The organism is Streptomyces sp. NPDC041191 (assembly GCF_055591945.1).
Genome location: NZ_JBVIZC010000002.1, coordinates 612,508 through 635,385 on the forward strand (window position 1 = coordinate 612,508; position 22,878 = coordinate 635,385).

Consider the following 22,878-nt stretch of genomic DNA (forward strand, 5'->3'; position numbering starts at 1 on the left):
GCGGAAGAATGGGGTCATGAGCCAGCAGCCCGCAGAGGTCCCGGTCCAGCCCTCCGCCACGCCGTCGTCCCCGCCCGCCGCACCCCCGCTCGGTTCCATGGCCGCGCACCGCCCCCGGACGGCCGGCGAGGCCGTCGCGAACGGCCCCGACTCCGGCACGGACGCGGGCCCCCACGCCTACGAGGACGACGCCCCCCTGGGCGACGAGCTGCCGCAGGGCCGCTTCCTCGACCGGGAGCGCAGCTGGCTCGCGTTCAACGAACGCGTCCTCGAACTCGCCGAGGACCCCACGACCCCCCTCCTCGAACGGGCGAACTTCCTCGCGATCTTCGCCTCGAACCTGGACGAGTTCTTCATGGTCCGGGTCGCCGGCCTCAAGCGCCGCATCGCCACCGGCGTCGCCACCCGCTCCGCCTCCGGCCTCCAGCCCCGCGAGGTGCTCGACCTCATCTGGACCCGCTCGCGCGAGCTCATGGCCCGGCACGCCGCCTGCTACCAGCAGGACGTGGCCCCGGCCCTGGCCGACGAGGGCATCCACCTGATCCGCTGGCCCGAACTCACCGAGAAGGAACAGGCCCGGCTGTTCACCCTGTTCCGCCAGCAGATCTTCCCCGTCCTCACCCCGCTGGCCGTGGACCCCGCGCACCCCTTCCCGTACATCTCGGGGCTCTCGCTCAACCTCGCCGTCGTCGTCCGCAACCCGGTCAGCGGCCACCGCCACTTCGCGCGCGTGAAGGTCCCCCCACTGCTCTCCCGCTTCCTGGAGGCGTCCCCGCAGCGGTACGTCCCCCTGGAGGACGTCATAGCCGCCCACCTGGAGGAGCTGTTCCCGGGCATGGAGGTGCTGGCGCACCACATGTTCCGGGTGACCAGGAACGAGGACCTGGAGGTCGAGGAGGACGACGCCGAGAACCTCCTCCAGGCCCTGGAGAAGGAGCTGATGCGGCGGCGCTTCGGGCCCCCCGTCCGCCTGGAGGTCGAGGAGTCCATCGACCCGTACGTCCTCGACCTGCTCGTCCGCGAGCTGAAGGTCTCCGACGCCGAGGTCTACCCGCTGCCCGGCCTCCTCGACCTGACCGGGCTCTTCAGGATCGCCGGACAGGACCGGCCCGAGCTGAAGTACCCGACGTTCGTCGCCGGCACCCACCGCGACCTCGCCGAGGTCGAGTCCGCGTCCGCGCCCGACGTCTTCGCCGCGCTGCGCGAGCGGGACGTCCTCCTGCACCACCCGTACGACTCGTTCTCCACCTCCGTCCAGGCGTTCCTGGAGCAGGCGGCGGCCGACCCGGACGTCCTGGCGATCAAGCAGACGCTGTACCGGACCTCCGGCGACTCCCCGATAGTGGACGCCCTCATCGACGCCGCCGAGTCCGGCAAGCAGGTCCTCGTCCTCGTCGAGATCAAGGCCCGCTTCGACGAGCAGGCCAACATCAAGTGGGCGCGCAAGCTGGAGGAGGCCGGCTGCCACGTCGTCTACGGCCTCGTCGGCCTCAAGACCCACTGCAAGCTCTCCCTGGTGGTCCGTCAGGAGGGCGAACTCCTGCGCCGGTACTCGCACGTCGGCACCGGCAACTACCACCCCAAGACGGCCCGGCTCTACGAGGACCTCGGCCTGCTCACCGCCGACCCGCAGGTCGGCGCGGACCTCTCCGACCTGTTCAACCGGCTCTCCGGCTACTCCCGCCGCGAGACCTACCGGCGGCTGCTGACCGCCCCCAAGTCGCTGCGGGACGGGCTGGTCTCCCGGATCACCAAGGAGATCGCCCACCACCGCTCCGGACGGCCCGCGTACGTGCGGATCAAGGTGAACTCGATGGTGGACGAGGCGGTCATCGACGCCTGCTACCGGGCCTCGCGGGCCGGCGTCCCCGTCGACATCTGGGTCCGCGGCATCTGCGCCGTGCGCCCCGGGGTCCCGGGCCTCTCCGAGAACATCCGGGTCCGCTCGGTCCTCGGCCGCTTCCTGGAGCACTCCCGGGTCTTCGCCTTCTGCAACGGCGGCGAGCCCGAAGTCTGGTTCGGCAGCGCCGACATGATGCACCGCAACCTGGACCGCCGGATCGAGGCCCTGGTCCGGGTCTCCGACCCGGCGCACCGGGCGGCCCTCATCCGGTTCCTGGAGACCGGCATGTCCGACACCACCTCCTCCTGGCACCTCGGCCCGGACGGCAACTGGACGCGGCACGCGACCGACCCCGAGGGCCGGCCCCTGCGGCACGTCCAGGAGATGCTCATCGACGCGCGGAGGCGCAGGCGTGCACAACCCTGACCACACGCAGGACGTCACGGCGGGCGAGGTCCTGGCCCCGTACCTCCACGCCCGCGCCGCGGACTTCCTCCGCGGCCTGCGCCTGCACGGCGAGAGCGGCTCCGACACGGCCGGGGCGGAGGAGGCGGCCCGGGCGCTGCGGGCCGCCGCCCGCCGGATCGGCGCCACCCTCCACACCTTCCGGCCGCTGCTCGACGCCGCCTGGGCCGACCAGCTCCGCACCGAGCTGGCCTGGCTCTCCGGGACCCTGGCCGTGGAGCAGGCATGCACCTCCCGGCTGGTCAGGCTGGTGGACGCGCTGTCCCGCCTGTCGAACGCCCCGGGCGGCGGGCCCGTCCCCGCCGCCCGGGGCGGCGAACCGGCCGGGCTCTCGGTGGGCGCGGCCCGCGCCGGGGCCCTGCTCGAACGCCGGCTCACCCTGGCCCGTACGCGCGCCCACTCGACGGCCCTCCAGGCACTCGGCTCCTCCCGCTTCCACGCGGTCGCGGACGCCGTCGCCCTCCTCGCCTCCGAGGTGCCGCTCGGGCCCGCCGCCACCGCGCCCGCCGCCGAGGTCCTGGACGCCTCCGCCGGGGTCGCCGAACGGCGCCTCCTGGACGCGGTCGCCGCCCTCCCGCTGCACCGGGCGGCCCACCCGTACAACGCCGAGGCCCTCGCCCTCGCCGCCGGCGAGTCCCAGGACGCGCCCTGGCACCACACCCGGCTCCTGCTCCGCCTCCACCGGTACGCCGCCGAGGCCCTGCGCACGGGCGGCGAACCGGACCCCGTCCTGTACGAGGCGGCCCGCGCCCTGGACCGGCACCGGGACGCAGCCGAGGCCGCGACGGCCGCCGCCACCGCCGCCCGCACGCCCCGCATCGCCCCGGCGACGGCCTACGCGCTCGGCGTCCTCCACGCCGACCAGCGCCACGAGGTGGAGGCGTCCCGCTTCGCCTTCCAGCGCGCCTGGCGCAGAACGGCCGCCGCGGTCACCTGACCGGCGGGGTCCCTGCCCCGATCCCGGCCCCGGCGGCGGACCCGCGCCCCGGGGCCACCGGCGTTTCCCGGCCAACGGCCCAGGAGGACCACCGTCCGTCCCCGGGCCGGGGCCCGGCCCGGGAACACGCCGTCCCCGGCCGTCCGGGCCCGCGGTCCCGCCCGGCGCAGCCCGCCCGGAGCCCCGCACCCGGGCTTACGGCACGGTTCACTTCCCGTTCACCCTTCCCCGCAGACCACGTCACCTGTTCTGCCTAATTTCGGCCTTACGAGGTGCTCGGCGCAGAGTGAAGCACCCGCCCAACCGACACACGCCGCCACAGAACGTTCGGGACACACGGTCCGCGACAGGGCGGCTTCTGGAAGGAACACCCGAAAGTGAAGCTTTCGCGCAAGAACGGGCTTCGCGCCTCCGCGATCGGTGCCCTCGTCGTCTCCGGCGCCCTGGTCCTCTCGGCGTGTGGCTCGGACAACAACACGGAGACCCCGGCCAAGGGCGACGGCGCCAAGTCCTCCGCCTCGGCCGCCGCCTCCAACATCGCCTGCGCGGGCGCCAAGGGCCAGCTCCTCGCCGCCGGCTCCTCCGCCCAGAAGGGCGCGATGGACCTGTGGGTCAAGAACTTCCAGGCCGCCTGCTCCGGCGTCGAGATCAACTACCAGGGCATCGGCTCCGGCGGCGGCATCACCAAGTTCAACCAGGGCCAGGTCGCCCTCGCGGGCTCCGACTCCGCCCTGAAGGACGAAGAGGTCGCCGAGTCCCAGAAGATCTGCAAGGGCGGCAAGGGCGTCAACCTGCCCATGGTCGGCGGCCCCATCGCCATCGGCTACAAGCTGGAGGGCGTGGACAACCTCGTCCTGGACGCCTCCACCATCGCCAAGATCTTCGACAACAAGATCACCAAGTGGAACGACCCGGCGATCGCCAAGCTGAACCCGGGCGCCAAGCTCCCCGACTCCACCATCCAGGCGTTCCACCGCTCGGACGAGTCGGGCACCACCCAGAACCTCGGCAAGTACCTCTCGACCGCCGCCCCGGCCGACTGGAAGCACGACCCGAAGACGAAGTCGTGGCCCGCCCAGGGCGGCCAGGCCGCCAACGGCTCCTCCGGCCTCGCCGCCGCCGTCAAGGACGCCGAGGGCTCCATCGGCTACTTCGAGCTCTCCTTCGCCTCCGCCAGCAAGATCTCCACGGTCAGCATCGCCACCGGCGCCTCCGCCCCGGTCGCCGCCACCACGGAGAACGCCTCCAAGGCCATCGCCGCCGCCAAGGTCAAGGGCACCGGCAACGACGTCGCCCTCTCCCTCGACTACGCGACGAAGGCCGAGGGCGCCTACCCGCTGGTCCTCGTCACCTACGAGATCGCCTGCGACAAGGGCAACAAGGCGGAGACCCTGCCGACCCTGAAGGCGTTCCTGAACTACGCGATCAGCGAGGAGGGCCAGAAGGTCCTCACCGACGCCGACTACGCCCCGATGCCTGCCGAGATCGCCGCCAAGGTCCGCGCGATCGTCCCCACCCTGTCCTGATCCCGGCCGGGTCCGGTCCTCCCGCTCCGGAGGACCGGACCCGGCATCCGGTGCACCGCCGCCAGGAGCCGGTACGTCCGTACCGGCCCCGCAGACCGGAGAAGCAGATGGCCACCACCACACCAGAGCTCAAGAGGAGCCGGGACGCCAAGGGCGCCACCCGCCCCGGGGACCGCGTCTTCAGCGGTCTCTCCCGAGGCTCCGGCATCACCCTCCTCGTCGTCATGGCCGCGATCGCGGTCTTCCTCAGCTACCGCGCCGTCCTCGCCGTCTCGAAGGACAGCACGAACTTCTTCACCACCTTCGAGTGGAACCCGGCCGGCAACCCGCCGGTCTTCGGCATCGCCGTCCTCGCCTTCGGCACCCTCGTCTCGTCGGTCGTCGCGATGGTCATCGCCGTGCCGGTCGCGATCGGCATCGCCCTGTTCATCTCGCACTACGCCCCGCGCCGGCTGGCCAAGCCGCTCGCGTACGTCGTCGACCTGCTCGCCGCCGTGCCCAGCATCATCTACGGCCTCTGGGGCGCGATCTTCCTCGTCCCGTACCTGGCCGGCCTCAACAAGTGGCTCGACCAGTACCTCGGCTGGACGTACGTCTTCGACAAGTCCCAGGACGGCGTCGCCCGCAACCTCTTCACCGTGGGCATCCTCCTGGCGATCATGATCCTCCCGATCATCACCAACGTGACCCGCGAGGTCTTCCTCCAGGTCCCGAAGATGCACGAGGAGGCCGCCCTCGCCCTCGGCGCCACGCGCTGGGAGGTCATCCGCATGTCGGTGCTGCCCTTCGGCCGCTCCGGCATCATCTCCGCCTCCATGCTGGGCCTCGGCCGCGCGCTCGGCGAGACCATGGCCGTCGCCGTGGTCCTCTCCCCCAGCTTCCTCGTCTCGGGCCACCTGCTCGACCCGGGCGGCGGCACCTTCGCCCAGAACATCGCCGCCAAGTTCAACGAGGCCGACGAGTACGGCCGGGACGCCCTCATCGCGTCCGGTCTCGTCCTCTTCGCCATCACCCTGCTCGTCAACGGCGCGGCCCGCTGGATCATCGGCCGCCGCAAGGAGTACTCGGGGGCAGCGGCATGAGCCACGCCATTCAGGAACGCCCGCTCGCGGTGGTCCCGCGCAGCGGATCCCTCTCCCACGCCCGGCTGCCCCGCTGGACCCCGGCGGCCGTCGCCGCCGGCTCGGTCGTCGGCGGGACCGGCATCGGCCTCGCCGCCGGCTGGCACAGCAAGATCCAGTGGGGCCTGGTCTCCGCCCTGCTCTTCGTCCTCGTGACCTACGCCCTGACCACCAAGGTCGAGGGCGGCCGGCAGGCCAAGGACCGCGTCGCCACCAGCCTCGTCTGGGTCTGCTTCGTCCTCGCCGTCGTCCCGCTGCTCTCCCTCGCCTGGGTCACGATCAGCAAGGGCGCCGCCGTCCTCGACGGCTACTTCCTCAGCCACTCGATGAACGGCGTCCTCGACGCCGAGGCCGGCGGCGGCGTCTACCACGCGCTGCTCGGCACCGTCGAGCAGGTCGGCATCGCGACCCTGATCGCCGCCCCGATCGGCCTCCTGACCGCGGTCTACCTCGTGGAGTACGGCGGCGGGAAGCTCGCCCAGGCCGTCACCTTCTTCGTGGACGTCATGACGGGCATCCCGTCGATCGTCGCGGGCCTCTTCGTCCTCGCCACCTGGAACCTGATGCTGGGCTTCGGCCCCTCCGGCTTCGCCGGCGCGATGGCCCTCGCCATCCTGATGGTGCCGGTCGTGGTCCGCTCCACCGAGGAGATGCTCAAGCTCGTCCCGAACGAGCTGCGCGAGGCGTCCCTCGCCCTCGGCATCCCCAAGTGGCGCACGATCCTGAAGGTGGTCCTGCCCACCGCGATCGGCGGCATCACCACGGGCGTCATGCTCGCGGTCGCCCGCATCACCGGCGAGACGGCCCCCGTCCTGCTCCTGGTGTTCGGCACGAAGCTCATCAACCCGAACCCCTTCGAAGGCGCCCAGTCCTCCCTGCCGCTCTACGTGTACGAGCAGTACTCGGTCGGCACCGACGCCGCCGTGGCCCGCGCCTGGGGCGCCGCGCTCGTCCTGATCGCCTTCGTCATGATCCTCAACCTGGTGGCCCGCGGCATCGCCCGCTGGAAGGCCCCGAAGACCGCCCGCTGACCAGCGGCAATTGGAAGTGATTCACATGGCCAAGCGCATCGACGTCAGCGGCCTCTCCGCCTACTACGGCGCCCACAAGGCGATCGACGACATCTCGATGACCGTCGAGCCCCGCTCCGTGACGGCCTTCATCGGCCCGTCCGGCTGCGGCAAGTCCACCTTCCTGCGCACCCTGAACCGCATGCACGAGGTCACCCCCGGCGGCCGCGTCGAGGGCAAGGTGCTGCTGGACGACGAGAACCTGTACGGGGCGAACGTCGACCCGGTCGCCGTGCGCCGCACGGTCGGCATGGTCTTCCAGCGCCCGAACCCCTTCCCCACCATGTCGATCTTCGACAACGTGGCGGCGGGCCTGCGCCTCAACGGCAGCTACAAGAAGTCCGAGCTGAGCGACGTCGTCGAGAAGTCCCTCAAGGGCGCCAACCTCTGGAACGAGGTCAAGGACCGCCTCAACAAGCCGGGCTCCGGCCTCTCCGGCGGCCAGCAGCAGCGTCTGTGCATCGCCCGCGCCATCGCGGTCGAGCCCGACGTCCTGCTGATGGACGAGCCCTGCTCGGCCCTCGACCCGATCTCGACCCTCGCGATCGAGGACCTGATCGGCGAGCTGAAGGAGCGCTTCACGATCGTCATCGTGACGCACAACATGCAGCAGGCCGCCCGCGTCTCGGACCGCACGGCCTTCTTCAACCTGGCGGCCGTCGGCCAGCCCGGCAAGCTGATCGAGCTGGACGACACCGAGCGCATCTTCTCCAACCCGAGCGTCCAGGCGACCGAGGACTACATCTCCGGCCGCTTCGGATAACCCAGACCCCACGCGGCTGCGCCGCGTGGCCGTCCTGCGGTGCTGCATGGCGGTGCCACCGCACGACGAAGGGCCCGGCTCCCCGCGAGGGGAACCGGGCCCTTTTCCGTACGGCCGTCCGTCAGCCGAAGACCAGCCGCACCACGTAGTAGCTCACCGCGGCGACCAGCGCCGCCGCCGGCATCGTGATGAACCAGCCGAGGATGATGTTCTTGGCGACGCCCCACCGGACCGCGTTGACGCGCTTCGTCGCGCCCACGCCCATGATCGCGGAGGTGATGACGTGCGTGGTCGAGATCGGCGCGTGGAACAGGAACGCCGAACCGAACATGATCGACGCGCCCGTGGTCTCCGCCGCGAAGCCCTGCGGCGGGTCCAGCTCGATGATCTTCCGGCCGAGCGTCCGCATGATGCGCCAGCCGCCCGCGTACGTGCCGAGGGAGAGCATCATGGCGCAGGCGATCTTCACCCACACCGGGATGTCGTCGCCGGCGTCCTGCACGTCGGCGATGACCAGGGCCATCACCACGATGCCCATCGTCTTCTGCGCGTCCTGCAGGCCGTGGCCGAGCGCCATGCCGGCCGCCGACACCGTCTGCGCGATGCGGAAGCCGCGCTTGGCCTTGTGCGGGTTGGACTTGCGGAACAGCCAGAGGATCACGCACATGACCAGGTAGCCCGCGATCAGGCCGATCACCGGCGAGACGAACATCGGGATGACGACCTTGTCGAGCACGCCTCCCCAGATCACCTCGGTGCCGCCGGCCAGGGCCGCGCCCACCATGCCGCCGAAGAGGGCGTGCGAGGAGGAGGACGGCAGGCCGAAGTACCAGGTGACCAGGTTCCAGATGATCGCGCCGACGAGGGCGGCGAAGAGGATCCCCATCCCCTTGTCGCCGGTCGGGGTCGCGATGAGCCCCTCGCTGACGGTCTTGGCGACCCCGCTGCCCATGAAGGCGCCCGCGAGGTTCATCACCGCCGCCATCGCGAGCGCCGCCCGGGGGGTCAGCGCCCGGGTCGACACCGAGGTGGCGATGGCGTTGGCGGAGTCGTGAAAGCCGTTCGTGTACGTGAATCCGAGCGCGACACCGATGGTCACGATCAGGGCGAAGGTGTCCACGAAGCCTCAGGACTCCTTGACCGCGATGGTCTCCACCGTGTTCGCCACGTGCTCGAAGGCGTCGGCCGCCTCCTCCAGCACATCCACGATCTGCTTGAGCTTCAGCACCTCGATGGCGTCGTACTTGCCGTTGAAGAGCTGGGCGAGCAGCTTGCGGTGGATCTGGTCCGCCTGGTTCTCCAGCCGGTTGACCTCGATCCAGTACTCGGTGAGGTTGGACATCGTCCGCAGGTTCGGCATGGCCTCGGCGGTCAGCTCCGCCGCCCGGGCCAGGACCTCGATCTGCTGCTCGACGCCCTTGGGGAGCTCCTCGACGTTGTAGAGGACGACCAGGTCGACGGCCTCCTCCATGAAGTCCATGATGTCGTCGAGCGACGAGGCGAGGGAGTAGATGTCCTCGCGGTCGAACGGCGTGATGAAGGAGGAGTTCAGCTGGTGGAAGATCGCGTGGGTGGCGTCGTCACCGGCGTGTTCCGCTGCCCGCATCCGCTCCGCGATCTCGGCCCGGGCGGAATGTTCCGCTCCGAGCAGTTCCATCAGGAGTTTCGAGCCCGTGACGATGTTGTCCGCGGACGCGGCGAACATGTCGTAGAAGCTCGTCTCCCTGGGGGTCAGACGAAATCGCACGTGAGGTCCTCGGGGTGCTGGGTTGGGTCAGGCTGATGCTAGGCGCATCATCCGGCCACGGCTAACCGGCGTCCTCTCAGTGTCGCCCATCAGGCACAGTGAACCGCACGGACCCCCGCCCGGTGCGGCGAGGATCGGTACCATATACCCGCGAGGGGTATGCATCCCCTCTCCGGATCCCTTCCGGATCCCCGGACGACGGCAGCACAACGGGAGGACGCGATGACGACGACCGAGACGGACCAGGTCACCCCCGAGGCCGCCGGGACGGCCGACCACGGGCACGGCGTGCACGGCTACCACCACCAGAAGGACGAACACCTCAAGCGCCTGCGCCGGATCGAGGGCCAGATCCGGGGCCTCCAGCGGATGGTGGACGAGGACGTCTACTGCATCGACATACTCACGCAGGTCTCCGCCTCCACGAAGGCGCTCCAGTCCTTCGCGCTCCAGCTCCTGGAGGAGCACCTGCGGCACTGCGTCGCGGACGCGGCGGCCAGGGGCGGCGACGACATCGACGCCAAGGTCGAGGAGGCCACGAAGGCCATCGCCCGCATGCTGCGCACCTGAGCCGTCCGGGAGGGCCCCGCGCACGGCACCGGGCTCTCCCGTACGGGGGTCCTCCCGTACGTCCCCTCCCCCACGCCCCCTCCCGTACGGATGCCCCCCGTACGGGTCCCCGCGCCCGGGGGCCTTCGTTCAGCGGGCGCCGTCGCGGGCGGCCCGCTTCCCCGCCGCCACCCTCAGCACCTCGTCTATCCGGTCGGCGCTGAGCCGCTCCCCGTCGGCGGCCGAGGCGGCGATGATGAGTTCGCCGCAGAGTTCTATCTCGGCGAGGGCGACGCACTCCGTGTCCGTGGGCACGGTCGCTGTACCGGGCGGGGCCACGCGCATCCACCTCTTCCTGCCGGCGTCGGTCTCCCAGCGGTCCCCCAGCGTAGGGACGGCGGCACGCACCGCGCATGACACGTCCGGACCATTTGCCGATGGTCCGCACCACCACCGGCGGGGTCAGGCCTCGATCTTCCCGTCGTAGAGGTCCCGGCGGTCCGGCAGCGTGACCTCCACGGGCGCCCCGAAGCCGTACAGCAGGGTCGTCGACGCGACCGCGACCGTCCGGCCCCGGTTGCTGAAGCTGAACTGGTGGCGCACCTTCCGCAGCCGCCCCTCCCCGTCCAGATACGCGTCGAACGGCACCGCGTCGTCGGAGAACCCTTTCGCCGCCGCGGCCAGCGCCCCGCGCAGCTGCGGCGAGGCGGCGCGGGCCGCGCGCGCGATGTCCGCGACCCCCCGGTAGTGGCCGACCTTCACCCCCGCCAGCTCGATCTCGCCGAGGTACGCCACCTCCCGGACGCCCCGCAGCAGCTCCGCCGCGGCGGCCGGATCGGTGGCGCCGCCGGTGACGAGGTTCCCGTCGTCCAGGGCGGTGGTGTCGACGCGGACCCACTTGTCGGCGGGCACCCCGGCTCCCCGGTTCTTCATGTAGAGGGTGCCGGGGGTGAGGAGTTCGGTGATCGGCCGGTGCCCGCTCGACCCGGCCGGGTCCTTCGGCAGCACCACCTGGAGGCGGCCGGCGCGGCGCCGGAAGTCGTAGCCGCCCTCGCCCCTGATGGTCACCCGGGTGCCGCCCGCGGCCATCTCCAGGGCGGTGCTGGCCTTGGCGGTGCCGGCCCGGGTCAGCGCGTCGGCGGCGTTCCGCACGGCGAGCGCCGGGTCGGCCGCGGGGCCGGGCGCCCGGGAGGCGGTGCACCCGGCGACGGCCAGGGTCCCGGCGAGGGAGCCGGTCAGGACGGCGACGGCGAACGTCCCGCTCCCGCGTCCGTGCGGACGCCCGTACCGCTGCTTCACCATCGCCTGCCAACCCCCGCCTCGTCGCTGTCGGCCCGTGCTCCGCCCTTCCCCGGCCCCGGGGACGTCCGATCCGGATAACGACGGCTCCGGCGAGCCGTCACGCGCAGTACGGTGGACGCGTGCACGCGGACGCCTCCCCCCACACGGTCACGACGACGGAGCGCGGTTCGTTCGCGCTGGCCCGGTGCGACTGCGGCTGGGCCGGTCCGGCCCGCAGGTCGAGGGACCGGGCGCGTACGGACGCGGCGGAACACGTCCGTACGGCGACGGGCGGAGGGGACCCGGACCGAAGCCCGTCGGACTGAGAACCGCCGGGCGGTGCGTACGCGCCGGGAGGCGACGGCCCGTCAGGCTCCCCGCCGGGGGCGCGGAGCGACGCGTGCCCGCCGGCCGTGAACGCCCGTCAGCAGGGGCCGCCCTTCAGGCCGCGAGGCCGTTCCGTCCCGCGCCCGGGGCCGGGCCGCCGACGCGGGGCTCGGGGATGCCGACCGCCTCCGGGTGCCGGACCGCCTCGGCCCGCCGGGAGCGGACGAGACGGGCCCCCCGGCCCGAACGGGCGACGGCGGAGACGACGGGGGTCAGCACGGCGAGCGCGAGCGGGGCGAGGAGCAGCGCCACCGCCGTGCCCAGGGCGAAGCCGCCGATCACGTCGGTCGGGTAGTGGACGCCCATGTAGACCCGGGCGAAGCCCTCCAGCAGCGCGAGACCGATGGCGGCGAGCCCGAACCCGCGGTGGGCGACGAAGAGGCCGACGCCGAGCGCCATCGCCAGGGTGGCGTGGTCGCTGACGAAGGAGAAGTCGGTCTTCCCGGCCACCAGGACGTCGAGGCCCTGATGGTCCCTGAAGGGGCGGGGACGCTCGACGAAGCCCCGGATGGGGATGTTGACCAGGAGGGCGATGCCCGCGGCCAGCGGCGCCCAGACGATGCCGGCGACGGCCGAGACGGAGTCCCCGAACGCGCCGCGCCGGCGGACGCTCCACCAGCACCAGAGCACGACGAGCAGCATCGCGAGCACGATCCCGTACTCGCCGGCGAACTCCATGACGCGGTCGAACCACGGCGGAGCGGCCTTGGCCAGTCCGTTGATGTCGTAGAGCAGACCGACATCGGGGTTCGAGCCGTCCGATGCGAGTACAGCCATCTGCCTCGGCCCCTTGCTCTCGTGTCTGTGGTTTCCAACCCCCGTGGTCAGAGCGGTCGGATCAGGGAACGAACCGCCTGAGGCGCACGTTCCGCTCTCTCCGGTGGATCATGACGACGTTACCCAAGAGTGACGGTCCGCCGCAGCTCAGGGCCTCCGCATGACGGAGAGTTCCGGCCATGTCCCGTACGCCCGAAGAGCGGCTCCCGCCGTCACGTCCGCGCGGAGGGCGTGGGCAGCGCCGCCGCACCCTCCGCGGTGACCCGGGTGGCGCCGAAGTAGTCCGGGGTGTCGATCCGGTCGAAGCGGATCACCGCCCCGGTGCGCGGGGCGTCGATCATGTAACCGCCGCCCACGTAGATGCCGACGTGCCGGATGGCCCGGGAGTCGGTCAGGTCGTCCGAGAAGAAGACCAGGTCCCCGGGGAGCAGTTCCTCCCGCGAGGGGTGCGGGCCGGCGTTGTACTGGTCGTTGGCGACCCGCGGAAGCGGGATGCCGACGCTCTCGTACGCGGCCTGGGTGAGCCCGGAGCAGTCGAACCGGCCATTCTGCGCGGCCGTTCCCGTGCCGCCCCAGAGGTAGGGCGTGCCGAGCTTCTGCTGCGCGTAGTGGATGGCCCCGGCGGCCAGCCGGGACGGTTCGACGCGGCCCAGGGGCCGCGCGAAGCTCTTCTCCAGCGAACGGATGATGCGCACGTAGTTCTGCGTCTCGCTGATGGGCGGCACCCCGCCGTGCCGGATCACCCGGTACGCGCCCGCGTTGTACGCCGCGAGCATGTTGCTCGCCGGGTCCCCGGGCACGTCCTTCACGTAGCCGGCGAGTTCGCAGTCGTACGAGGCGGCCGACGGGATGGCGTCCTTCGGGTCCCAGATGTCCCGGTCCCCGTCCCCGTCCCCGTCGATGCCGTGACCGGCCCAGGTGCCGGGGATGAACTGGGCGATGCCCCGGGCGTCGGCCGAGGAGACGGCCCTCGGGTTCCAGCCGCTCTCCTGGTAGAGCTGCGCGGCGAGCAGGGCCGGGTTGATGGCGGGGCAGAGGTTCCCCCACTTCTGCACCAGCCCCTGGTAGAGGGCGGGCACGGCCCCCTTGGCGAGACCCACGGTGCCGTTCTTCCCGCTGCCCGCGCCGGCCGCGAGCCCCGTGGCGGCGGAGTACGTACCGACCACCAGCAGGGCGAGGAAACCGAGACAGACCCCGACGGCCCCGCCGGCCACCAGCCATGCCCTGCCAGCCCTGCGCACCGTCAACCACCCCTCGGTTCATGGCAGTACGTCCCGCGCCAGTCTAGGCGAGCGAAAGACGCCCAAGAGTGGAACAACGACAATCATTGCCCGGAGTCACTCTCCGTGATACACAGAGTGACCATACGCTTCTTCACACGAAAACCGGCCGTACCGGCGCAGGTCAAGGCCGTCGGACCGGTCAGATGTGCGGGGATCGGGTAAAGAGAGCACCCAAGCCGTCACACATGGGCGGTTTCATCAGCGAAGATAGAGCGATGACCCGTGCCGCCCGGAAGGGGCGGCCAACAACCCATACAGGGGCGGTGAGTTACATGTACCTGGCGGCTGAAAAGGGCGACATCACCACCATTATCGGTGGAATCGCCCCGAACTGGGGCCCCTTCGGGAGCCTGGGCAACGAGGCCAAGGTGATGATCGAGGTCGTGATGGCCGTGGCCATCCTGCTCTGCCTGGGCATCGCCATCTGGGGAGCGGCCAAGCAGCGCATCGGCGCGACCGCCCTCCGCGACACGTTCAGCGCGGAACAGGGCAAGGGGCTGATCGTCGCCGGTCTGACCGGCGTCTTCATCATCGGCTCGCTGGGGACGCTCTTCACCATCGTCTACGGGATGGCCGTCTGACCCCCCGTCGGACCGGACCCCCCCGAGATTGACCGACCTGATGCCCAGTCCTGTTGAAGCACGGCCGTACCCGCGAACGAATGAGGGGGCGTACCCGGCATGAGTCCCGGCGACGAGCACGACGGCTTCGGCGGCACGGGCGGCACGGGCCAGACCCGGACCCGCCTGCCCGAGGGCAACAGCGGCGACTTCCACGGAAACCGCCGGCCCGCGCGCGGCACCCGCTCCCTCCTCACGGTCGTGGGCGTGGTGGTCCTCCTCGTCGGAGCCATCGCCCTCGCCAACCGCGGCGGCGGCACCCCGTCGAAGCCGGGCGCCACCGGCGCCCCGGGCGGCCCGGCCCCCACCGCGGCGACCGGCGTCCGCCCCGTCACGGGCGGCAACGGCACCGTCCCCACGGGGTACGCCCACGACGAGCAGGGGGCGCAGAGCGCGGCGACGAACTACGCGGTGGCGCTGGATTCCGAGGACATGGTGAAGGCCGACAGCCGCCACCGGATCGTCGACACGATCTACACACCGGCGGCAGCGGCGCACCTCAAGAGCCGGCAGGACGCCGCGTACAGCGCGGACCTCCTCAAGTTGATGGGTCTGGACGCGGACGGCAACCCGCCCCGGGGAAGCGTCTTCGTCTCTCGGACCGTCCCGGTGGGGACCAAGCTGGAGAGCTTCGGCGGAAACACCGCCAAGGTCTCCGTCTGGTGCACAGGGCTGACCGGCATGTCGGGAGCCGGTTCCACCGACCCCGTACGCACCACGTGGAAAACCCGGATCTTCGAACTCGTATGGACGAATGGTGACTGGAAGGTCGCCGGTGACACGGAGAAGGAGGGTCCCGCGCCCGTACCCGGTGATGCCGCCGTCTCCACCTCCGAGGACATCAGCAGGGCCGTAACGGAATTCGGAGGGTTCACCTATGCCCGGTAGCTCTGGTGCGCGTGCCCTTTCCCGTACCCGGACCCTCACCACCCTGGTCATGGGCCTCCAGACCGCAGCCTTCCTCTTCGCCGCCCGCGCGACGGCAGCTCCCACGCCGACGCCGTCTCCCACCGGTGGCAGCGAGAAGTGCCGCTACCTCAGCGGCCACGCCAAGTACTACTGCGAACAGGGAGAACAGCGCGGGGATTCGGGGACCGGCTCGGGCGCCGGCAGCGGTCTCCCCGACCCCACCACCGCCCTCGACCCCCTCTCCTCCCTCGCCCGCGGCTTCGCCGACGCCGCCACCGCCACCCTCGACTACCTCTCCAAGGCCGTCAAAGAGACCGCCGACGTGGACTTCACCAACCCGGAGTTCCTCGGCCGCTACGCCATCGTCTTCGCCGCCTCCACCGTCCTCACCCTCCTCCTCTGGCTCCTCGCCGTCGCCAAGCGGGCCGTCCGGGGCGTCCCCCTCACCACCGCCCTCTCCGAGGCCATCGGCTTCCTCTGGCTGACGGTCCTCGCCTCCGCCTTCACCCCCCTGATCCTCTACACCGTCGTCAACGCCACCGACGCCGTCACCGAGGTCATCGCCTCCGGCACCGGCCGGCAGACCGACGTCTTCTTCGGCAGCTTCCGAGAGGCCCTCCAGAAGGGCGACAGCATCGGCGGCGGCCCGATCATGCTGATCATCGTGTCCCTGGTGACCGTGATCGCCGCCGGCGTGCTCTACCTGGAGCTGTTCCTCCGCGCCGTCATGCTGTACGTCGGCGCGCTCCTCGGCGTCGTCGTCTACTCCGGCCTCGTCGACAAGAACATGTGGGGCCACGTCCGCCGCTGGGCCGGCATCATGATCGCGATCATCCTGGTCAAACCCGTCATCGTCATCGTCCTCGGACTCGCCGGCGCCCTCTCCTCCGGGACCGGGCCCGACTCCTTCTCCGCCGTCGTCTCCGGCCTCGCGATCATCCTGCTCGCCATCTTCGCCTCCGCCGCGATCTACCGCTTCGTCCCCGGCTTCGGCGACGAGATCGCCGCCTCCCGCAACAACCGCCTCCACCGCGCCGGCGAGAACACCGCCGCCGCCGTCATCTCCTCCCCCGCCTCCCTCGTCTCCCAGGGCATCAAGACCCACAGCTCCCGCGGCGACGGCGGCGGCTCCTCCCAGCCCCCCCGCCCCGCCAACCCGCTCTCCGGCGGCATGGCCGCCCACGGCAGCCGGGGCGGGAGCGGCGGCGCGACGCCCCCGCCCGCCCCCCGCAGCAGCAGCCCCACCGCGGGAACCCCGCACAGCAACCGCAAGAACTCTGGAGGTGCAGGGCGTTGACGACCCAGTCCCAGCCGGTCACGCCCCGCCGCACGTATCTCATCGGCCGCGCCCGGCCGAACGCGATCGTCGGCAAGAACCGCGAGACCGGCGAGATCGCCCTCATCATCGTCGGCGCCTTCCTCGGCATGATGAGCGGACTCCTCGTCCCCCTCCTCCCCCTGCGGATCGCGCTCCTCGCCGGCCTGCCGATGCTCGCGATCGCCGCCGTGTACCTCCCGTACCGGCAGCGCACGTTCTACAAGTGGTTCGAGATCAACCGCAGCTACAAGCGCATGCTCAAGCGCGGCACCGCCTACCGCTCCGTCGCCGCCGAGGCCGGCACCCGTCTCGACGGCCGCGAGGTCGAGGTGGGCCCGCCCCCCGGCATCGGCCGCGTCGGCTGGCTCGCCGCCCCCTTCGGCCCCGACGAGATCGCCGTCCTCCTCCACGCCGACCGCCGCACCGTCACCGCCGCCATCGAGATCGAGGGCCCCGGCGTCGGCCTGCGCGACAGCGAGGACCAGGAGGCCCTGGTCGACCGCTTCGGCACCCTCCTCAAGCACGTCGCCAACGGCGACGGCTTCGTCACCCGCATCCAGATGCTCGCCCGCACCCTCCCCGCCGACCCCGACGCCCACGCCAAGGACGTCGCCCAGCGCGGCGACCCGCACGCGCCCGGATGGCTCCAGGACTCCTACGAGCAGCTCCAGTCCATGGTGTCCACCTCCAGCGAGCAGCACCGCGCCTACCTCGTCGCCTGCATGCACTACACCCGCGAACTGGCCGCCGAGGCCAACGCCATGGCCCGCGCCGCCCGCCACGCCACCGGCGCCCGCCGCCTCGACCGCGACGCCGGCCTCGCCGTCGTCATGGCCCGCGAACTCACCGACATCTGCGCCCGCCTCGCCGAGGCCGACATCCGCGTCCGCCAGCCCCTCGGCCAGTCCCGGCTCGCCTCCCTGGTCCACTCCATGTACGACCCGGACCACCCCATCGACCACATCCAGGCCATGTCGAAGAGGAACGCCTGGCCCGCCGAGCTGGACGCGATGGAACCGACGTACCTCCAGGCCAAGACCCGCGAGTCCTCCACCCGCGCCCCCTGGTGCCACGCCACCGCCTGGATCAAGGAGTGGCCGATGACCCCCGTCGGCGTCAACTTCCTCGCCCCGCTCCTCGTCCACACCCCCGACGTCATCCGCACGGTCGCCGTCACCATGGACCTGGAACCCACCGAGGTCGCCATCGAGCGCATGCTCACCGAGAAGACCAACGACGAGGCCGACGCCAGCCGCGCCGCCAAGATGAACCGCACGGTCGACCCGCGCGACATCGCCGCCCACGGCCGGCTCGACCAGCGGGGTGAAGATCTCGCCAGCGGCGCTGCCGGGGTGAACCTCGTCGGGTACATCACCGTGTCGTCGCGTTCCCCCGAGGCCCTGGCCCGGGACAAGCGCACGATCAGGGCCTCCGCCGGCAAGTCGTACCTGAAACTGGAGTGGTGCGACCGCGAGCACCACCGGGCCTTTGTGAACACCTTGCCGTTCGCGACCGGCATCCGACGCTGAGGCCGAAGGGGCACCGACCCATGCGAGATCCGCTGTCCGTCCTCACCGAGGCGTTCACCTCCTTCCTCTTCGGGAAGGTGGAGACGACCCGCCTGCCCGTCCGCACCTCCACCGGACAGGCCCAGGCCGTCTACCTCCCGACCGCCGCCCCCGGGCTCGGCGACTCCGGCGTCATCATCGGCCGCGAGGTCTACAGCGGGAAGGGCTACATCTACGACCCCTTCCAGCTGTACGGGCAGCAGCTCCCCGCCCCCCACTGGCTGGTCCTCGGCGAGTCCGGCAACGGCAAGTCGGCCCTGGAGAAGACGTACGTCCTGCGCCAGCTCCGCTTCCGCGACCGGCAGGTCGTCGTCCTCGACGCCCAGGGCGAGGACGGCGTCGGCGAGTGGAACCTCATCGCCCAGGAGCTGGGAATAACCCCCATCCGCCTGGACCCGATGGTCGCCAACGACGCCGGGATCCGCCTCAACCCGCTCGACCCCTCGATCACCACCACGGGCCAGCTCGCGCTGCTCCGCACGATCATCGAGGTGGCGATGGGCCACGGCCTCGACGAACGCTCCGGCTTCGCCCTCAAGGTCGCCCACGCCCACGTCACCGACCACGTCACCGACCGCCAGCCGATCCTCACCGACATCGTGGAGCGCCTGCGCCACCCCGAGGCGGAATCGGCGGAGGCCATGAACGTCGACATAGACGACGTACGGGCCTGGGGCCTGGACGTCGCCCTCGTCCTGGACCGCCTGGTCGACGGCGACCTGCGCGGCATGTTCGACGGCCCGACGACCGTCGGCATCGACCTCGACGCGCCCCTGATCGTCTTCGACCTCTCCCACATCGACCGCAACTCCATCGCCATGCCGATCCTCATGGCGATCGTCGGCGTCTGGCTGGAACACACCTGGATCCGCCCCGACCGGAAGAAGCGCATCTTCCTGGTCGAGGAGGCGTGGCACATCATCAACAGCCCGTTCGTGGCCCAGCTGTTCCAGCGCCTGCTGAAGTTCGGCCGCCGCCTCGGCCTGTCCTTCGTCGCCGTCGTCCACCACCTCTCCGACGTCGTGGACGGAGCGGCCGCCAAGGAGGCGGCGGCGATCCTCAAGATGGCCTCGACCAGGACGATCTACGCCCAGAAGGCCGACGAGGCCCGCAACACGGGCCGGGTCCTCGGCCTGCCCCGGTGGGCGGTCGAGATCATCCCGACCCTCACCCCCGGCATCGCGGTCTGGGACGTCAACGGCAACGTGCAGGTGGTCAAGCACCTCATCACCGAGAAGGAGCGCCCCCTCGTCTACACCGACCGCGCCATGACCGAGTCCTCGGCGTCCTCGGCGGTCGACCCGGAGCTGGAGTGGGAGACGGAGCAGCGGGCGGTCCTCGCCGAGCGGCAGATGAACGGTTCCTCGCAGTCGACGGTGGCGTAGGTGGCGTAGATGGACACGGCACGGAAGGGGGGAGGGGTCTCGGACGGGCTGCTGCTCGGCCTGTTCGCCCTCCTCCTCTGTCTCACGTTCCTGGTGTGGACGGCGACCGGTCTGGCGGCCCTGTTCGCCCACGGGTCCTGGCCGGACGGCGTCGCCTTCACGGGCACGCCCCCGGCCCTGCGCTCCCTGGCGACGGCCCCCACGGACCTCCCCGCCGCCTGGCCGGACGCCCCGCCGGGCCGGCTGTCGGGGTACGGCCTCTTCTGGGGCCTCCTGATCGGCGAGGCGATGGTCCTCGCGGTCCTCGCGGTCTTCGTCCTGGGCACCCTGGCCCGCTGGCGCGCGGTCCGCGCCCACCGGAGGGCGGACACGTACGGAACGCCGGCGGGAGACGCCCGGCGCCCCGTGCGGGAGGTCCACGAGCCCGTACGGGACGAACTCCCGCCGCCCGTACGCCCCCGCGCCCCGTCGGACCCCGCCCTCGTCCCGTACGGCCCCCCGGGACCCGACGGCCCGTACGGGCCGGGCGACGGCACCGAGCGCGCCGGGGAACCCGCGCCCGCACCCCGGGGACCCGCACGGGAGGCCCCGAAGTCCCCGCTCCCCCACCCCGAGCCGGGAATCCCCCCGCGCCCCCGGCCGGCCCCTCCCGCCGAGGCCGTCCCCGCCGGCGTCCCCGCCGAGACCGCGCCCGGCACCGTCTTCGGCCCGCCCGGTGTCCGCCGCCCCGCAGCGGTCCGGGCGGTGCGCGACGCCGACGGCCCGGTCCTCGTCGTCACCTCGGACCCGGCCGTCTGGTCGGAGACCAAGGACGCGCGCGGCAAGCTCGGCCCGGTCCTCGTCTACGACCCCGGGCACCTCTGCGACACCCCCGCCCGTCTCCACTGGTCACCCGCCGAGGGGTGCGAGGACCCGGAGACCGCCCAGGCCCGCGCCGCCGCCCTGCTGGCCCCGGTGCGCCCCCACTCCCGCCTGGACGCGACGACCGCCGAGACCGCCGAGACACTCCTGCGCTGCTGGCTGCACGCCGCCGCCGTCGACGGCCGCCCCTTCCGGCAGGTGCACCGCTGGGCACAGGGCTCCGACGCCACCGAACCCGTACGGGTCCTCCGCGGTCACCCCCGGGCCGCCTCCGGGCTGGCCGGACTCCTCGAATCCGCCCTCACCGCCCACCCCGAGAGCCGCCGCCTGGCACAGGAGCTGACGGCCCGTGCGTTCTCGGCGCTCTCCACGGTCCACATCAGGGAGGCGTGCAGCCCGAACCGAACGGATTCGCTGGCGCTGGCATCTTTCCTCCCCGAAGGGGGAACGCTCTACGTGGTGGGTGAATCCATCGAGGACCCCCGCACCCGCCCCGGCGCGATGCCGCTCCTGACGGCCCTCGCCGCACACGTGGTCGAGCACGGCCGCCGCATGGCCGCACGGTCATCCGACGGTCGGCTCGACCCACCACTCACCCTCGTGCTTGACGACGTGGCCGCCGTCGCCCCCCTGCCCGCACTGCCGACCCTCCTGGCCGACGGCCACGCCCGGGGCCTGCCCACCCTGGCCCTGATGCGCTCCCGGGAACAGGCGAGGACCCGCTGGCCGAACGACGTCCTGGCGCCCGGGGTCTGACGACCCCCCGTCAGCGGGTGCGCAGGACTTCGAGGTGTGCCCGGGCCGCCTCGGCCGCGTGGGCGAACCAGTCCGCGATGACGGCCGTCTCCTCCGGGGTGTACCGGGCGAAAACCTCCTCCAGGCGCGCGTAGAACGGCCCGTACAGCTCGACGAGGCGCGCGGCCGCGTCCGGGTCGGCCACGACCCTGACGCGGCGTCGGTCGCCCGGATCGGGGACGCGGTGGGCGTACCCGGCCTTCTCCAGGCGGTTGAGCACACCGGTCACGGCACCGGTGGTGAGGTTGGCGCGTTCGGCCAGGTCCCCGGCGGACAGGGGCTCCTCCCCTGCGCCGAGGACGTGCCCGAGGCAGGTCAGGTCCGTCACGTTCACGCCGAGGGCCTGCGCGACCTCCTGCTGTCCGATCAGACCCAGGGCCACGTACGCGTCCATCCGCTGGATCGCCTCGCCGGCGGTGGCCGGAGGGCGGCTCTTGCCCTGCACCCGGATACTCCTTAGCATCTAAGTTACTTAGCTCGTGAGATTAATTTTCTCTCGCGCCTTCATCCTGCCTGCCCCGAACCCCTGCGGGAGTCACCCATGAGTGCCCACGGCGACGTCGATCTCGGCCACACCCCGGCCGGCTGGACCGGAACCGGCCTCGCGACCCTGGGCGCCACCGTCGCCGGGGCCGGACTCTGCCTGGACCGCGCCTGGGCCCTGTGGCTCGGAGCGGCCCTGACCGTCCTCGCCGCCTTCGCCACCTGGGTCCTGCACCTGGCGGGCTGGGGCAAGCCCTCCGGACCCCGCCCCGCCGACCAGTGGGACTGGCGGGTCCGCGACGCCACCGCTCGCGAGGGCCACCCCGGCTGCCTCGGCTGCCGCCTGGCGGGCCGCCGGACCGCGGCGGAGCCCGCCTACCGCGTCCCGGAGCCCTCCGGTCGCCTCAGCTCGTACTCCACCTCCACCGCCGTGTCGCTCCCCGGCACCGCCACCCGCTCGCCCGTCGCCGCGAACCCGAACCGCCGGTAGAAGGCCGCCGCACGCGCGTTCTCCTCGTGCACGTACAGCCGCACCCGCTCGACCGCCGGGTCCGTCAGCGCCCAGGACCACTCCACGCCCGCCCGGAACAGCGCGTCGATCACCCCCGACCCGCGCGCCTCGGGGCGCACGTACACCCCCACGACGTGCGTCTGGTCGACCTTCGCCGGTTCGCCGAACCGCACCTCGTCCGAGGGCCGTTCCACGAGCAGTGTGATCGTGCCCGCCCAGGAGCCGTCCGGCCCCTCGGCCACGAACTGCCGCACCGTCCCGTCGCCGCTCTCGGACGACGCCTCCGTACGCTCCCGCCAGAAGGAGTCGGGCCGCTCGACGGCGGCCGCGTACGTGTCGAGGAATGCCAGGTGCGCGACCGGGTCCCGGAGGGCGGCGAGACGGATCTCGCGGGCCTTCTCCCACTCGTCGGCGCGGATGTCACGTATCAGGTGGTCCATGGCCCGATCCTGACGACGGACACACCCTCCTGACAAGGCATTTCCCGGGAGCCGCGCCCCCGCGTCGCACCCCGGTACAAGGTGACCGGGCTCAGAACGCAGAAAAGCCCCGCACCATGAGGTGCGGGGCTTTCCCACAATGATTGTTCGGCGGTGTCCTACTCTCCCACAGGGTCCCCCCTGCAGTACCATCGGCGCTGAAAGGCTTAGCTTCCGGGTTCGGAATGTAACCGGGCGTT

General features: G+C 71.8%; 22 protein-coding genes and 1 rRNA gene. 14 read left to right on the plus strand and 9 right to left on the minus strand.

Translation table 11 applies throughout. The annotated features are described in order from the left end of the window. Window positions 1–16 precede the first annotated feature (16 nt). The 6 genes from ACZ6AQ_RS05925 to pstB all read left to right on the plus strand — a co-directional run bounded on the left by ACZ6AQ_RS05925 (window position 17) and on the right by pstB (window position 7,725). Entirely contained in the window at window positions 17–2,269 is a 2,253-nt protein-coding gene (locus ACZ6AQ_RS05925; RefSeq protein WP_468757806.1) for an RNA degradosome polyphosphate kinase, read from the plus strand. After that, entirely contained in the window at window positions 2,256–3,245 is a 990-nt protein-coding gene (locus ACZ6AQ_RS05930; RefSeq protein WP_468757808.1) for a CHAD domain-containing protein, read from the plus strand. The genes ACZ6AQ_RS05925 and ACZ6AQ_RS05930 overlap by 14 nt, the downstream gene beginning before the upstream one ends. A 377-nt stretch (window positions 3,246–3,622) precedes the next feature. Continuing rightward, window positions 3,623–4,771, plus strand: coding sequence for a phosphate ABC transporter substrate-binding protein PstS (gene pstS / locus ACZ6AQ_RS05935; protein ID WP_468757810.1), 1,149 nt, complete (start codon window positions 3,623–3,625; stop codon window positions 4,769–4,771). A gap of 107 nt (window positions 4,772–4,878) precedes the next feature. Then, the gene (pstC, locus tag ACZ6AQ_RS05940) at window positions 4,879–5,853 is read left to right on the plus strand and encodes a phosphate ABC transporter permease subunit PstC (protein WP_468757812.1); all 975 of its coding nucleotides are present in this window, start codon (window positions 4,879–4,881) and stop codon (window positions 5,851–5,853) included. Continuing rightward, a complete protein-coding gene (pstA, locus tag ACZ6AQ_RS05945) occupies window positions 5,850–6,923 on the plus strand; it encodes a phosphate ABC transporter permease PstA (RefSeq protein WP_468757814.1) in 1,074 nt (357 codons plus the stop codon). Before pstC ends, pstA begins: the two co-directional genes overlap by 4 nt. A gap of 25 nt (window positions 6,924–6,948) precedes the next feature. Continuing rightward, window positions 6,949–7,725, plus strand: coding sequence for a phosphate ABC transporter ATP-binding protein PstB (gene pstB / locus ACZ6AQ_RS05950; RefSeq protein WP_388688741.1), 777 nt, complete (start codon window positions 6,949–6,951; stop codon window positions 7,723–7,725). A gap of 121 nt (window positions 7,726–7,846) precedes the next feature. Here the strand turns inward: pstB and ACZ6AQ_RS05955 are convergent, their stop codons facing one another. Both ACZ6AQ_RS05955 and ACZ6AQ_RS05960 read right to left on the minus strand, forming a co-directional pair. Then, window positions 7,847–8,845 (minus strand): inorganic phosphate transporter, encoded by a 999-nt coding sequence (locus ACZ6AQ_RS05955; protein WP_468757816.1) that lies wholly within the window; start codon window positions 8,843–8,845, stop codon window positions 7,847–7,849. Window positions 8,846–8,851: 6 nt separating this feature from the next. Next, window positions 8,852–9,472: a DUF47 domain-containing protein gene (locus tag ACZ6AQ_RS05960; protein WP_388688745.1), complete on the minus strand. Its 621-nt coding sequence runs from the start codon at window positions 9,470–9,472 to the stop codon at window positions 8,852–8,854. Between the two features lie 222 nt (window positions 9,473–9,694). On the opposite strand from ACZ6AQ_RS05960, the gene ACZ6AQ_RS05965 reads away from it, so the two are divergent. Further along, window positions 9,695–10,042 carry a metal-sensitive transcriptional regulator gene (locus tag ACZ6AQ_RS05965; protein WP_388688747.1) on the plus strand — a complete coding sequence of 116 codons (348 nt, stop codon included), beginning with the start codon at window positions 9,695–9,697 and terminating at the stop codon, window positions 10,040–10,042. Window positions 10,043–10,171: 129 nt separating this feature from the next. Here ACZ6AQ_RS05965 and ACZ6AQ_RS05970 read toward each other — a convergent pair whose 3' ends face one another. The 4 genes from ACZ6AQ_RS05970 to ACZ6AQ_RS05985 all read right to left on the minus strand — a co-directional run bounded on the left by ACZ6AQ_RS05970 (window position 10,172) and on the right by ACZ6AQ_RS05985 (window position 13,713). Continuing rightward, complete coding sequence (locus ACZ6AQ_RS05970; RefSeq protein WP_468757817.1) at window positions 10,172–10,366, minus strand: hypothetical protein; 195 nt, start codon at window positions 10,364–10,366, stop codon at window positions 10,172–10,174. 117 nt (window positions 10,367–10,483) lie between these two features. Continuing rightward, window positions 10,484–11,323, minus strand: a complete 840-nt coding sequence (locus ACZ6AQ_RS05975) for an SCO4651 family lipoprotein (RefSeq protein ID WP_468757819.1) — start codon at window positions 11,321–11,323, stop codon at window positions 10,484–10,486. Between the two features lie 420 nt (window positions 11,324–11,743). Then, the gene (locus ACZ6AQ_RS05980) at window positions 11,744–12,466 is read right to left on the minus strand and encodes a phosphatase PAP2 family protein (RefSeq protein ID WP_468757820.1); all 723 of its coding nucleotides are present in this window, start codon (window positions 12,464–12,466) and stop codon (window positions 11,744–11,746) included. A gap of 212 nt (window positions 12,467–12,678) precedes the next feature. Continuing rightward, a complete protein-coding gene (locus ACZ6AQ_RS05985) occupies window positions 12,679–13,713 on the minus strand; it encodes a C40 family peptidase (protein ID WP_388688753.1) in 1,035 nt (344 codons plus the stop codon). 308 nt (window positions 13,714–14,021) lie between these two features. Between ACZ6AQ_RS05985 and ACZ6AQ_RS05990 the strand changes: the two genes are divergently transcribed. The 6 genes from ACZ6AQ_RS05990 to ACZ6AQ_RS06015 all read left to right on the plus strand — a co-directional run bounded on the left by ACZ6AQ_RS05990 (window position 14,022) and on the right by ACZ6AQ_RS06015 (window position 21,166). After that, on the plus strand, window positions 14,022–14,330 hold the full coding sequence (locus tag ACZ6AQ_RS05990) for a hypothetical protein (RefSeq protein ID WP_024757447.1): 309 nt from the start codon (window positions 14,022–14,024) through the stop codon (window positions 14,328–14,330). Window positions 14,331–14,429: 99 nt separating this feature from the next. Beyond that, entirely contained in the window at window positions 14,430–15,257 is an 828-nt protein-coding gene (locus tag ACZ6AQ_RS05995; protein WP_468757822.1) for a DUF8175 domain-containg protein, read from the plus strand. Continuing rightward, entirely contained in the window at window positions 15,247–16,575 is a 1,329-nt protein-coding gene (locus ACZ6AQ_RS06000) for a hypothetical protein (protein WP_468757824.1), read from the plus strand. The genes ACZ6AQ_RS05995 and ACZ6AQ_RS06000 overlap by 11 nt, the downstream gene beginning before the upstream one ends. Then, complete coding sequence (locus tag ACZ6AQ_RS06005; protein ID WP_388688756.1) at window positions 16,572–18,125, plus strand: SCO6880 family protein; 1,554 nt, start codon at window positions 16,572–16,574, stop codon at window positions 18,123–18,125. Before ACZ6AQ_RS06000 ends, ACZ6AQ_RS06005 begins: the two co-directional genes overlap by 4 nt. 20 nt (window positions 18,126–18,145) lie before the next feature. Next, window positions 18,146–19,549 carry an ATP-binding protein gene (locus ACZ6AQ_RS06010; protein ID WP_468757826.1) on the plus strand — a complete coding sequence of 468 codons (1,404 nt, stop codon included), beginning with the start codon at window positions 18,146–18,148 and terminating at the stop codon, window positions 19,547–19,549. A gap of 9 nt (window positions 19,550–19,558) precedes the next feature. Beyond that, on the plus strand, window positions 19,559–21,166 hold the full coding sequence (locus tag ACZ6AQ_RS06015) for a type VI secretion protein (RefSeq protein ID WP_468757827.1): 1,608 nt from the start codon (window positions 19,559–19,561) through the stop codon (window positions 21,164–21,166). Window positions 21,167–21,176: 10 nt separating this feature from the next. Here ACZ6AQ_RS06015 and ACZ6AQ_RS06020 read toward each other — a convergent pair whose 3' ends face one another. Then, window positions 21,177–21,650, minus strand: coding sequence for a MarR family transcriptional regulator (locus ACZ6AQ_RS06020; RefSeq protein ID WP_468757828.1), 474 nt, complete (start codon window positions 21,648–21,650; stop codon window positions 21,177–21,179). 96 nt (window positions 21,651–21,746) lie between these two features. Between ACZ6AQ_RS06020 and ACZ6AQ_RS06025 the strand changes: the two genes are divergently transcribed. Beyond that, window positions 21,747–22,178, plus strand: a complete 432-nt coding sequence (locus tag ACZ6AQ_RS06025) for an HGxxPAAW family protein (RefSeq protein WP_468757830.1) — start codon at window positions 21,747–21,749, stop codon at window positions 22,176–22,178. Here ACZ6AQ_RS06025 and ACZ6AQ_RS06030 read toward each other — a convergent pair. After that, a complete protein-coding gene (locus ACZ6AQ_RS06030) occupies window positions 22,064–22,639 on the minus strand; it encodes a GNAT family N-acetyltransferase (protein ID WP_468757831.1) in 576 nt (191 codons plus the stop codon). The genes ACZ6AQ_RS06025 and ACZ6AQ_RS06030 overlap by 115 nt on opposite strands. 145 nt (window positions 22,640–22,784) lie before the next feature. Beyond that, window positions 22,785–22,878, minus strand: a 5S ribosomal RNA gene (rrf, locus tag ACZ6AQ_RS06035); the annotation flags it as partial.

Bases quoted from the DNA above. Each gene is read 5' to 3' on its own strand.
- pstA (WP_468757814.1), top strand. From the start codon at position 5,850: ATGAGCCACGCCATTCAGGAACGCCCGCTCGCGGTGGTCCCGCGCAGC.
- ACZ6AQ_RS06025 (WP_468757830.1), top strand. From the start codon at position 21,747: ATGAGTGCCCACGGCGACGTCGATCTCGGCCACACCCCGGCCGGCTGG.
- ACZ6AQ_RS05990 (WP_024757447.1), top strand. From the start codon at position 14,022: ATGTACCTGGCGGCTGAAAAGGGCGACATCACCACCATTATCGGTGGA.
- ACZ6AQ_RS05965 (WP_388688747.1), top strand. From the start codon at position 9,695: ATGACGACGACCGAGACGGACCAGGTCACCCCCGAGGCCGCCGGGACG.
- ACZ6AQ_RS06015 (WP_468757827.1), top strand. From the start codon at position 19,559: ATGGACACGGCACGGAAGGGGGGAGGGGTCTCGGACGGGCTGCTGCTC.
- ACZ6AQ_RS06000 (WP_468757824.1), top strand. From the start codon at position 15,247: ATGCCCGGTAGCTCTGGTGCGCGTGCCCTTTCCCGTACCCGGACCCTC.
- ACZ6AQ_RS05970 (WP_468757817.1), bottom strand. From the start codon at position 10,366: ATGCGCGTGGCCCCGCCCGGTACAGCGACCGTGCCCACGGACACGGAG.
- ACZ6AQ_RS05980 (WP_468757820.1), bottom strand. From the start codon at position 12,466: ATGGCTGTACTCGCATCGGACGGCTCGAACCCCGATGTCGGTCTGCTC.
- ACZ6AQ_RS06030 (WP_468757831.1), bottom strand. From the start codon at position 22,639: ATGGACCACCTGATACGTGACATCCGCGCCGACGAGTGGGAGAAGGCC.
- pstB (WP_388688741.1), top strand. From the start codon at position 6,949: ATGGCCAAGCGCATCGACGTCAGCGGCCTCTCCGCCTACTACGGCGCC.
- ACZ6AQ_RS05975 (WP_468757819.1), bottom strand. From the start codon at position 11,323: ATGGTGAAGCAGCGGTACGGGCGTCCGCACGGACGCGGGAGCGGGACG.
- ACZ6AQ_RS06010 (WP_468757826.1), top strand. From the start codon at position 18,146: ATGCGAGATCCGCTGTCCGTCCTCACCGAGGCGTTCACCTCCTTCCTC.
- pstC (WP_468757812.1), top strand. From the start codon at position 4,879: ATGGCCACCACCACACCAGAGCTCAAGAGGAGCCGGGACGCCAAGGGC.
- ACZ6AQ_RS05995 (WP_468757822.1), top strand. From the start codon at position 14,430: ATGAGTCCCGGCGACGAGCACGACGGCTTCGGCGGCACGGGCGGCACG.
- ACZ6AQ_RS05925 (WP_468757806.1), top strand. From the start codon at position 17: ATGAGCCAGCAGCCCGCAGAGGTCCCGGTCCAGCCCTCCGCCACGCCG.